This window comes from Vibrio sp. Vb0598 (assembly GCF_033338935.1).
Taxonomy (GTDB): domain Bacteria; phylum Pseudomonadota; class Gammaproteobacteria; order Enterobacterales; family Vibrionaceae; genus Vibrio; species Vibrio alginolyticus.
Window position 1 is genome coordinate 1 of sequence record NZ_JAWOTP010000114.1, and the last position, 1432, is coordinate 1432.

1 protein-coding gene is annotated in these 1432 nt (G+C 45.3%); it reads right to left on the reverse strand.

Annotated elements, in window-relative coordinates:
* Positions 1–18 precede the first annotated feature (18 nt).
* Positions 19–1209 (reverse strand): iron-containing alcohol dehydrogenase, encoded by a 1191-nt coding sequence (locus R7Q38_RS23345; protein WP_029839453.1) that lies wholly within the window; start codon positions 1207–1209, stop codon positions 19–21.
* Between the last annotated feature and the right edge of the window lie 223 nt (positions 1210–1432).

Genomic DNA, 1432 nt, shown 5'->3' on the forward strand with positions numbered 1-1432 from the left:
ATATTTACACAAAACAATCTAAGCGCTTATTTCTATCAATAAGCGAGCGCATTCTTCAGAATTCATAAACTTGGGAACGGGGTAATTCCAATGTGCCTCTTTCAGAATCAGGTCAACCAAGTCTTCGATATCATCTTGTTTTATGGCTGTTGTACATTTTTCGATACCAATAGCATCGTACAAGGATTCAATCTGTTCCAAGAAATGCTCAGCACTTGGTTTGTCTTTCGTATTGATATTGGTCTTCTCGGCAAGCGTTCTTAGCTCATCTTCAATTTCAGGCAAAGAGAACTTTAAGACGGGTAGCAACGCTAACCCATTTGCCATGCCATGTGGCAAACCATACCTTGCCCCTAAGTTGTGCGCGAAAGCATGCACGTACCCTAGACTTGCCTTGGTAAAAGCTAGCCCTGCGTAGTAAGACGCCATGGCCATTTTGTATCGAGCTTCAATATCTCCCCCCTGAGCCACTGCTTTGGGTAAATAACGAAATATCAATTTGATTGCAGCGACTGAATACGCTTGAGTTTCTGGTGTCGCATTGCGCGAAATGTAGGCTTCTACCGCATGAGTTAACGCATCAATCCCTGTGTCAGCAGTGATTTTGGCTGGCAAACCGATAAGCAAGTCGGGATCGAGCGCGGCCATAATCGGCACCAGTTTCGGGTCCATCAAGGGCGTTTTTAAATGCGTGTCTGGGTCTGAAACCACTGCCGCGATCGTCACTTCAGAACCAGTGCCAGAAGTGGTTGGAATAACAAACAGAGGCGCTGGGGTTCGCCATACTTTGAAAAGTCCTGAGAGCTTTTTGATTGAGCGTTTGTTACTTACTCTTGCAGCAATCACTTTTGCACAGTCAATGGCAGATCCGCCACCTAACGCCAAAATGGCTTCCGATTGAGAGGCGTTGTAAGCACGTAATCCATCTTCCACTTGATCGTAAGTTGGGTCTGGTTTTACTTCAGAAAACACGCCCACCTGTAAACCCAACCCCTGCGTTTGCTCCAAGACTTTACCTACCATACCGATTCGAACTAATCCCTCATCGGTCACTAGCAACAAACGTCGAAAGCCTAGATCAGATATCGCCTCCAACAACTCAGATACGGCTCCCGAACCAGAAAACAACGTCGGCCGGGGAAGTGGCAGCACATGCGCGGCGATTTTTAGCCCTTTGGTGTAACTGCGATACAAACAATGTTTCAACATACAAATTCCTTGTGAGTTGGAGCATTTAGTCTAGTAGATTTTCAGGCAGCTCTTCTTTGCGGCTTCACAAATTCGCAATCGAGTCGTTTACCTTTTCTTCCTTTAACTCATTGAGCTAATTAAGAAACAAAATGGGGATATTTCTTTCCTACAGTGACCACCACAATAGGTATTCCATCTGCACCGTCCATACAAATCACATTGAAAATTGCAGCAAAACGTG